Origin of the sequence: Pseudomonas endophytica, assembly GCF_001411475.1 — a bacterium.
GTDB classification, from domain to species: Bacteria; Pseudomonadota; Gammaproteobacteria; order Pseudomonadales; family Pseudomonadaceae; genus Aquipseudomonas; species Aquipseudomonas endophytica.
Window position 1 is genome coordinate 1 of the sequence record NZ_LLWH01000051.1, and the last position, 9,524, is coordinate 9,524.

The 9,524-nt window shown below is 57.0% G+C and carries 7 protein-coding genes; 2 read left to right on the forward strand and 5 right to left on the reverse strand.

The genetic code is table 11. The features are described 5' to 3' along the window. Both AQS70_RS05245 and AQS70_RS05250 read left to right on the forward strand, forming a co-directional pair. A partial coding sequence (locus tag AQS70_RS05245; RefSeq protein ID WP_055101853.1) for a 16S rRNA (uracil(1498)-N(3))-methyltransferase occupies positions 1-593 on the forward strand: 593 nt, incomplete at its 5' end. 250 nt (positions 594-843) lie between these two features. Beyond that, the gene (locus AQS70_RS05250) at positions 844-2,379 is read left to right on the forward strand and encodes a methyl-accepting chemotaxis protein (protein WP_420912333.1); all 1,536 of its coding nucleotides are present in this window, start codon (positions 844-846) and stop codon (positions 2,377-2,379) included. Between the two features lie 77 nt (positions 2,380-2,456). Here AQS70_RS05250 and AQS70_RS05255 read toward each other — a convergent pair whose 3' ends face one another. The 5 genes from AQS70_RS05255 to AQS70_RS05275 form a co-directional block, all read right to left on the reverse strand. After that, entirely contained in the window at positions 2,457-3,191 is a 735-nt protein-coding gene (locus tag AQS70_RS05255; protein WP_055101855.1) for an amino acid ABC transporter ATP-binding protein, read from the reverse strand. Continuing rightward, complete coding sequence (locus AQS70_RS05260; RefSeq protein ID WP_420912334.1) at positions 3,184-4,143, reverse strand: amino acid ABC transporter permease; 960 nt, start codon at positions 4,141-4,143, stop codon at positions 3,184-3,186. The genes AQS70_RS05255 and AQS70_RS05260 overlap by 8 nt, the downstream gene beginning before the upstream one ends. A gap of 108 nt (positions 4,144-4,251) precedes the next feature. Then, the gene (locus AQS70_RS05265) at positions 4,252-5,049 is read right to left on the reverse strand and encodes a transporter substrate-binding domain-containing protein (protein WP_055101856.1); all 798 of its coding nucleotides are present in this window, start codon (positions 5,047-5,049) and stop codon (positions 4,252-4,254) included. 231 nt (positions 5,050-5,280) lie between these two features. Continuing rightward, entirely contained in the window at positions 5,281-7,833 is a 2,553-nt protein-coding gene (gene mdoH / locus AQS70_RS05270) for a glucans biosynthesis glucosyltransferase MdoH (protein WP_055101857.1), read from the reverse strand. Beyond that, entirely contained in the window at positions 7,826-9,502 is a 1,677-nt protein-coding gene (locus tag AQS70_RS05275) for a glucan biosynthesis protein G (protein WP_241492800.1), read from the reverse strand. Before AQS70_RS05275 ends, mdoH begins: the two co-directional genes overlap by 8 nt. Positions 9,503-9,524: the final 22 nt, after the last annotated feature.

A 9,524-nucleotide genomic window follows, 5' to 3' on the forward strand; every position in this document is an offset into this window, starting at 1 on the left:
GGGTTGGGCGCATTGGCGGTCTGATGGGCAGCGCAGAACTGGTGCGCTTGGAGGCCAAAGAAGCTGAGCTAGTCATCCATAACCTCGATCAGCCGCCGCCGGAAAAACTCCCACTGACCCTGTTATTGGCTCTGCCGCGCCCGAAAATGCTACGCCGAGTGTTGCAAACAGTGGCTTCGATGGGCGTACCCAAGGTGGTGCTGGTTAACAGTTACCGGGTCGAAAAAAGCTTTTGGCAGACGCCATTTCTTGAGCCTGACGCGATTCGCGAGCAACTGATCCTGGGGCTCGAACAAGCCCGTGACAGCGTATTACCAGAAGTCATCATCGAAAAACGTTTCAAGCCCTTTGTCGAAGATCGCCTGCCTACTCTGGCTCAGGGCACGCGGGGGCTGGTCGGCCACCCCGGCCAATATCCAGACTGCCCACGCGGCCTCACTGAAGCGGTGACACTGGCCATCGGCCCGGAAGGTGGCTGGATCCCTTACGAGATCGACCTACTGGCCAATGCTGGTCTGCAACCTGTCCAGCTCGGCGCGCGCATCTTGCGGGTCGAAACCGCCGTCACCGCCCTGCTCGCTCGCCTGTTCTAGCCGCCTGCGCCGCAGCGGCTCAAGAGGCTTTAGCCAACTGAACGTCAAGCTTTTGCTCAGACTTTGAATCAAACCTGCGGCAAGCTGCGACCTGCGTCACAGATTCAAAGCCGGTCCTTTAGTTCTCGCTGCCCGCGCCGATGAGCTGTTAGTTCATAAAACCACACAATAATGATGGCTTCCGTCCCGCGGCCCGTTTCACTCAAGGAGCAACAGCATGTACCGTCGGTTAGCCCAATTCCTAAGCAATATGAGCGTCAATCGAAAACTTGGCTTGGGTTTCGGCCTGGTCTTGGTGTTGACTCTGCTGATCGCCGCCGCCGGCTGGAATGGCTTGGCGTCGGTGATTGATCGTGGTGAAAAGCTGGCCAATATTTCTAAAACCACTGAGCTGACCAAAGACCTGCGTATTGCGCGCCTCACCTATCAACGCAGTCATCAAGCCAGCGATCTCCAAGAAGTGCATAAACATTTAGACGAGTTGAAAGCGCTGCTGGAGAAGTCACGGCAGCGACTGACTACGGCTGAAGACTTGTCGCTGGTCGACCAGCAGCTCAGTGCCACAACCGAGTACTCACGGGCTTTCGCCGCACTCGTCAAAGACGAAAGTAGCAGTGAACAAGCACAGGAGCAGATGAGGCAGGAAGGTAATAACCTCATCGCACTGAGCCAAAAGCTGTCGGCATTGCAAGCGGCCAAACGCGACAGAGACAGCCATCAGGCCAAAACGCTACTGGTCGGTTGCACGCTGTTAGCGTTGGTAATCGGTGTGATTGCCGCTTGGGTCATTACTCGCCAGATCGTGGTTCCGCTACAACGTTCACTCAGTCTTGTTGAGCATATCGCCGCCGGCGACCTGACTCACGACACCAAAACATCACGTCGTGATGAACTGGGCCAACTGCACAAGTCCCTACAAAAGATGACCGAAGGCTTGCGCGAATTGATCGGCGGCATCCGCGACGGGGTCACGCAAATAGCCAGCGCCGCCGAAGAGTTATCAGCCGTGACCGAGCAAACCAGCGCCGGAGTTAACAACCAGAAAGTTGAAACCGATCAGGTCGCCACCGCAATGAATGAAATGGCCTCCACGGTGCAAGAAGTGGCACGCAATGCCGAAGAGGCCTGCGAAGCCACGGGCGCTGCCGATCAACAGGCCCACGAAGGCGACAAGGTGGTCGCCCAAGCTATCGAGCAGATTGAGAAACTGGCGGTTGAGGTTGCACGCTCAACCGAGTCGATGGAGCACCTTAAACGCGAGAGCGACAAAATAGGCAGCGTATTGGACGTCATCAAATCTGTAGCCCAGCAAACTAACCTGTTGGCGCTAAACGCGGCCATTGAAGCGGCACGCGCAGGGGAAGCTGGACGTGGTTTCGCCGTGGTCGCTGATGAGGTACGTAGCTTGGCGCAACGCACTCAACAATCAACCGAGGAAATCGAAGAGCTGATTGTTGGCCTGCATAACAGCACACAGCAAATGTCCCGCAGCATGGACAGCAGCCGTACGCTCACCGACAGCAGCGTCGAGCTGACCCAGCGGGCGGGCCAGTCGCTGGGCCATATTACTCGAACCGTTTCAGCCATTCAGGGCATGAACCAACAAATTGCGGCCGCCGCCGAGCAACAGAGCATCGTGGCCGAAGAGATCAATCGTAGCGTGCAAAATGTGCGTGATGTGTCTGATCAAACAGCCGCCGCCAGCGAAGAAACCGCAGCATCCAGTATTGAACTGGCACGCCTAGGGACTCACCTACAGGCGTTGGTGGGGCGGTTTAGGGTCTGAGGGAGTGGCGACTGGCAAGCTGCAAGTTCAGGGCAAAAGTAAATCTGCTTGAGCTTGAAGCTTGCCACTGCTCCCCTCTACAACACCTGACGCAAAAACGCTTGGGCGCGCAGGTCTTTGGGCGAATTGAAAAAGGCTTCTGGGGCCGAATCTTCCAGCAACTTGCCGTGATCGAAGAACAGCACGCGATTCGCCACTTCACGGGCAAAACCCATTTCGTGGGTCACGCAGACCATGGTCATGCCTTCTTGTGCCAAGGTTTTCATCACGTCGAGGACTTCACCGACCATCTCTGGGTCAAGTGCCGAAGTCGGCTCGTCAAACAGCATGACTTTGGGTTCCATTGCCAACGCCCGGGCTATGGCCACACGCTGCTGCTGGCCGCCTGAGAGGCGCGACGGAAACTCGTTAGCCTTCTGCCCGATGCCAACCTTCTCCAACAGCGCAAGGGCCTTGGCCTCGCGCTCGGCCTTGCCACGCTTGCGTACGACCTTCTGCGCCAGACACAAGTTTTCGAGGACGGTCATGTGAGGGAACAAGTTGAAATGCTGGAACACCATGCCGACTTCACGCCGGTAGGCGTTAACGTCTGTTCTGGGGTTGGCCAAGTCTACGCCGCCGATGCTGACCGAGCCTGAGTCGAACTCTTCTAGGCCATTAAGGCACCGCAGAAATGTCGACTTACCCGAACCGGACGGGCCAATCACGACCAGCACTTCGCCCTTAGCCACCTTGGTGGTGACGTTATCGACCGCTCGCACGATATGCCCGCGGGTGTCGAAGACTTTTACCAGTTGGCGAACTTCAATCACTTTGCGCGAGCCTCCGCTCAAGCCGACTGGCGAAATGCGACAGCGGCAGGTTGATCAACAAGTACAAGCCCGCCACGCAGAACAGAATTTCGAACGGCGAGAACGAGGTCGTAATGACTTCGCGACCACTTTTAAGCAGCTCGGTAATCGCAATCACCGACACCAACGAAGTGTCTTTGACCAAGCTGATAAATTGCCCCGCCAAGGGTGGCAGTACGCGCTTGAAGGCTTGCGGCAGTACCACGTGGCGCATTGACTGGCTGGCATTGAGGCCGAGCGAGCGGGCCGCTTCATTTTGCCCCCGGGCGATGGACTGTACGCCCGCCCGGATGATTTCAGCCACGTACGCTCCGGTGAACAACGACAGCGCGGCAATGCCGGCAAATTCGCGGGACAGGTTAAGCACGGTGCCAATAAAGAAGTAAAAGATGAAAATCTGTACCAACAACGGCGTCCCGCGCACCAGTTCGACATACAACGTCGAGAGGTCACGCAGCGTTGGGTTGTTGGAGAGTCGGCACAGCCCCGTGACCAGCCCTATCAGCAAACCCAGTACGCCAGATACCAACGACAACCAGACGGTGGTCCAAAGCCCCAGCAACAGCGGGCCAGCCGCCCAATGGCGGGTCACACCGACCACGTCGCCTTCGGCAACATCGTCGCCCTCAACCAATTGCAGGCTGTTATCCGCAACGGTCAGCCGCTGTTCTGCGCCATCATCAGCCCGTAGCACGACTTCAGCCTTAGCGCCGTTACGTACGACGTCAATCACGGTAGAAGTTTCAGCGGCCCGTTGAGCTTCTTCAGCCTGATAGGCGAAATACTGCGGGACTCGATTCCAGCGCCACTCGTAGGACATCAGCGAGGTGGCGTAATACAACGCCCCCGCCAGACCGATGAGGATTAGCACGGTCAATACGTGCCAAGGCCACTGGATTTTTTTTTGTTTGATCACTTTCAGGTTCCACGTTGGTGTCGCTAGGAAGGCCGCCATCGCGAGCGAGCGCGTTCCTACACTCAATGGGTAGGAACGCGCTTGCTCGCGATAGGTTTAATAGCCTTATTCCATTTCTTTGAGCCACTCGGTGTTCTTGAACCACTTGTCATGGATGCGATCGTAGGTGCCGTCTTCGTGGATCTGATGCAAGAAGTTGTTGATGAAGTTGATGCTGTCGTAGTCGCCTTTCTTCAGACCAAAAGCCAGCGGCTCGTAGGTGAACGGCTCGTCGATGAACACCAGTTTTCCGTTGCCAAACTTGTTGACCGCGACAACGTTATAAGGCGCGTCGTAGATAAAGGCATCAGCCTTACCATTGACCACGTCTAGCACCGCTTCTGGTTCGTTGTCATAGCCGTGGTACTGGGCTTTGGACATCAGCTTGCGAGCGACGATTTCACCCGTGGTGCCGATTTTCGACGTCAGGCGGTATTGCGGATCGTTGAGGTCTTTGTAGGATTTAACTTTGTCCGCCAGTTCCTTGCGGATTAGCAGCGTTTGGCCCACAACGATGAAGGGTTCGCTGAAGTTCAGGCGCAAGTTGCGCTCCTGAGTCAGGGTCATGCCGCTGCCGATCATGTCGAACTTGTTGGTCATAAGCGCAGGAATAATGCCGTCGTAAGCGGTAGACACCAGTTCCAGCTTAACGCCCATGGACTTAGCCATGGCTTTGAGCAGATCAACTTCAAAGCCGATGATTTGACCACGTTTGTTGGTCATTTCAAACGGCATGTACGTCGGGTCCATGCCCACTTTCAACGTACCGCGTTTGACCGCGTCATCAATAGCACCTGCATGGGCTACGCTGACCGCCAGTAATGCAGTCACGCCGCACAGCAGTTTCGAGACAAACTTCTTCATCAACAACCTCCCCTCAACCGGCTCAATAAAGGTGTTGGCCTACGGCGGGCTTGCTGCATAAAGCCAACAAAACCGGGCACTCACCCATTCGGAGACGGATCCTAACTCACGGAAGGTTTGGAGACGAGTTTTGCGCGTTAAAAGCGCGACAGGCGGGGGAGATTGGTAGGGCTTTTCGCGGGTAAACCCGCGCCTACGAATTTTGTAGGCGCGAGCTTGCTCACGATAAAGTCAGGCAGCAGGTTGCAACGTCAGCACCGGGGCGTGGTTATCGGCCGCAACCGAATCACGCCAAGCGTTCAACCAGTCTTCGAGGCCCTCACCCCACACCAATGCGTGCAAGCGGGACATGGCCACTGGGTCGCTCAACAATGCCATCCGCTCATTGTTGCTCAAGCCCTTAGGACCTACCTTGATCGCATGACGCACGCGTTCGGCGCGAAGCCATTCGATCGGCTCAGCTTCACGGTGACGCGAGGTCGCCAAAGCGCACGCCAAAGCGTTTTGCTGAGGATCAACCACAGCCCGCACAAAACCGTCGTTGAGCGCGTGATAGCGGTTCTCGTGGGTGTATTCCTCAGTGGCCGACAACTCACGGGGTGGCGAGTATTCCTCAGGAATCAGGAACAGCTTTTCATCACGCGACTTAAGGCCCGGTTTGACCCGGCTAGAGAGCACCGATACGGGGATCGACAACATCAGCGAACCCACAATCGGCACCAACCACCACAAGAAACTCGGATTCAACCACAGCACCAGCCCAGCCCACGCGGCACCCAATAGGGTTTGCGGGCCATGGCGGCGCACCGCTTCGCTCCACGGCGTGGAGTCGTCGTCGCGCTGTGGCGAGTTCCACGTTGCGGCCCAGCCCAAGAACGCGGCCAGTACGAAACGGGTGTGGAAGATCATGCGAACAGGTGCCAGCAGCATCGAGAAGAGCATTTCGAGCAGCATCGACACCGTGACCTTGAACTTGCCGCCGAACTCTTTAGCGCCTTTGGCCCAAATCAGGATGATGCTCAGCAGCTTAGGCAAGAACAGCAGCACGATGGTGGTCGAAAACAGCGCAACGGCCTTATCCGGGTGCCATTGAGGCCACAACGGATAGAGCTGACGCGGTTCCATAAAGTACTGCGGCTCCATTAGCGTGTTGACTGCCAGCAAGGCTGTCGACAGCAACAAGAAGAAGAACCATAACGGCGCGGACAAGTAAGACATCACGCCGGTCAGGAACACCGCACGGTGAACCGGGTGCATGCCTTTCACTAAGAACAGACGGAAGTTCATCAAGTTACCGTGGCACCAGCGGCGGTCACGCTTGAGTTCATCCAGCAAGTTGGGCGGCAGTTCTTCGTAGCTGCCCGGCAGGTCGTAGGCAATCCAAACGCCCCAACCTGCACGGCGCATCAGCGCGGCTTCAACGAAGTCGTGGGACAGAATCGCCCCCGCAAACGAGCCCTTGCCCGGCAGCGGCGCCAAGGCGCAGTGCTCGATAAACGGCTTCATGCGGATGATCGCGTTGTGCCCCCAGTAGTGCGATTCACCCAACTGCCAGAAGTGCAAACCGGCGGTAAACAGCGGGCCGTAAACCCGCGTTGCAAACTGCTGCATGCGCGCATACAGGGTGTCCATGCCCGACGCTCGGGGCGCGGTCTGGATAATGCCCGCATCCGGGGTCGCTTCCATCAAGCGCACCAGGCTGGTCAAGCATTCGCCGCTCATCACGCTGTCTGCGTCGAGCACAACCATGTAGGTGTAATCGCCGCCCCAACGACGGCAGAAGTCGTCCAAGTTGCCGCTTTTACGTTTTACACGACGACGACGACGGCGATAGAAAATCCGCCCGAAGCCTTCTGTTTCACGGCACACATCCAACCAAGCCTGTTGCTCGGCCACACAAATGTCGGGGTCGTTACTGTCGCTGAGGACAAAGAAATCGAAACGGTCAAGATCACCGGTCGCGGCAACCGACTCGTACGTTGCCCGTAGCCCCGCAAACACACGGGTGACGTCTTCATTACAGATCGGCATCACCAGCGCAGTGCGCGCGTGTTCCGGGATTGGCTCATTACCGGCACTTGCGCCAGAAATACGGTACTTGTCGTGCCCCGTCAGCAGCTCCAAAAACCCCATCAAGGCGGTCCAGAAACCCGCCGACACCCAGCAAAACAGAATCCCGAACATGATCAAGATGCTGGTTTGCAAGGCATACGGCAGCACTTGCTGTGCGGTCTGCAAGAACGGCTGGTGAAGGACTTCTTCCAGATCAACGAAAGACCAGCCTTGGTACGGCATGATGCCTTTCATGTACCAGCCCGCGACGATGGTCTGGCCGAGCATCAACACCAACAGGATGTAACGACGGATCGAACCCACCGTCCGCCAACGCGCCTTGGGCAGCACATTCTCGTCTTTCTTAGGCAGCGCAGGGTTGCTACGCCCGGTCAGACGCCGCCAGCCGCGGACCAAAATATTGGTGCGCCAAGGCTCTGGCACCACCTTAGTGCGGTTAATCGGCGGCGTTGCCTTGAGCATCACCCGACCGCTGGCATCGAGGGCGAGCATCTCTGCTTCCTCAAGCTCTTGGGCCGTGCTGAGGTTCAGACGCGACCCCACCGAAGCCTGAGCGGCCTCGACAGTGTCGACGTCAGACTGGGCCGATAAGCGCTCATGCAGCTCGGCGAACGAGGTGCAGCTCGCCAATTCGGCGCGCTGCTCATCGCTCAGAGGCAAATGGGCCAGATACTCGCCAAGCGAGACCGGCGGAGTGTGAGCATTACTCATCGGCAGGCAACTGATAGCTCCAGGTTTCGGTCAGAACTTTTTCAGTCTTTTCCGGCTCTGGCGTGGCAGGGGCAGCGTCGGCAGCCGGGGCTGGAGTGCCCTTAGCGTCCTTGGCTTGTGGCTCTTTCTTGTCGTGCTTGTCGTGGGCCTTGGCCGCCACTTTCTCAGCCTTGGCCACGGTGGCAGGCGCGACTTCTACGTCCTGAACCAGAGCCGCACGCAGTTCGGTGGACTTGCTCGGGTCTTTGACTTTCAGACGCAAGGTCAAGCGCCAGCCTTTGGTCTCTGGGTTGTACCGCAGGTTGTTTTCAACCAACTCGGCGTTATCACCCACACTCACTTGGCTGCGCACAGGTGCATCGGCAGGCAGTTTTGCCAGCGAAGGACCTTCGAAATCCACCAAGTAAGCCACGCTGCCATCCGGTTGACGGATCAGGTTGGACTGCTTGACGTCACCGGTCGAACGCAGGGTTTGTTTAACCCAAGCGCTGTCAGCCGGGTGCAGAGCGGCTTCATCCAAGGTCCAGTGCAGGCGATAAGCGAAGTCAAACGGCTTACCTGGCTCTGGCAGAGTCGCCGGGCTCCAGAACGCAACAATGTTGTCGTTGGTTTCGTCAGCGGTTGGGATCTCTACCAGATCAACCGACCCTTTACCCCAGTCACCTTGAGGCTCGATCCAAGCACTTGGACGCTTGTCGTAGCGGTCGTCGAGGTCTTCGTACTGGCTGAAGTCACGACCACGTTGCAGCAAACCAAAGCCACGCGGGTTTTCTACCGCGAAGTTGCTTACCGACAAGTGTTTCGGGTTGTTCAGCGGGCGCCAGATCCATTCGCCGTTACCTGCATGAATCGCCAGACCCGACGAGTCGTGCAGCTCATGGCGATAGTTAAGAACTTTGGACGGCTGGTTGGTGCCAAACAGGTACATGCTGGTCAGCGGCGCGATACCCAGTTTGCCCACTTTGTCACGCAAGAACATTTGTGCCTTTACGTCCACCACCGTGTCTACGCCAGGGCGCAGGATAAAGCGGTAAGCGCCGGTCGCCCGTGGCGAGTCCAGCAACGCAAAGATCACGAGGTGTTTGTCGTTTGGTTTTGGACGTTCGATCCAGAACTCAGTGAAACGCGGGAACTCTTCACCCGATGGCAGCGCGGTATCAATTGCCATGCCACGTGCCGACAAGCCGTAAGTCTGACCTTTGCCGATCACGCGGAAATAGCTCGCGCCCAGCATGGTCATAATTTCGTCTTGTTTGTCAGCCTTGTTGATCGGGTACAACACGCGAAAACCCGCCCAACCGAGGTTCTCGGTGGACTTAGGGTCGAATTGGACGTCGCCGAAATCAAAGCGACTGGCGTCGTATTTGATCTCTTCTACCTTGTCGACCGTCACTTCGTTGATTTTCACCGGCGTATCGAAGTGCATGCCTTGGTGATAGAAGGACAGCTTGAACGGGGTCTTGTCGCCCGCCCATTGGGCTTTGTCGCGCTTGAACTGGATCTTCTGGTAGTCCGCGAATTTCATATCACGAAATTCTTTTGGCAAATTGCTGCGCGGCGCTTCGTATTTCTGTTCGGCCAGCGCTTTAGCCTGAACCGCTACGTCATCCAGACTGAATGCCCACAGTTGACCCGCACCGAGCAAGCAGAAGAGCGTAGAACCCGTCACCTCTGCGTCGCGTAACCGCTTG

Excerpts from the sequence above, each read along its gene's own strand:
- AQS70_RS05250 (WP_420912333.1), top strand. The coding sequence starts at position 844 with ATGAGCGTCAATCGAAAACTTGGCTTGGGTTTCGGCCTGGTCTTGGTG.
- AQS70_RS05265 (WP_055101856.1), bottom strand. The coding sequence starts at position 5,049 with ATGAAGAAGTTTGTCTCGAAACTGCTGTGCGGCGTGACTGCATTACTG.
- mdoH (WP_055101857.1), bottom strand. The coding sequence starts at position 7,833 with ATGAGTAATGCTCACACTCCGCCGGTCTCGCTTGGCGAGTATCTGGCC.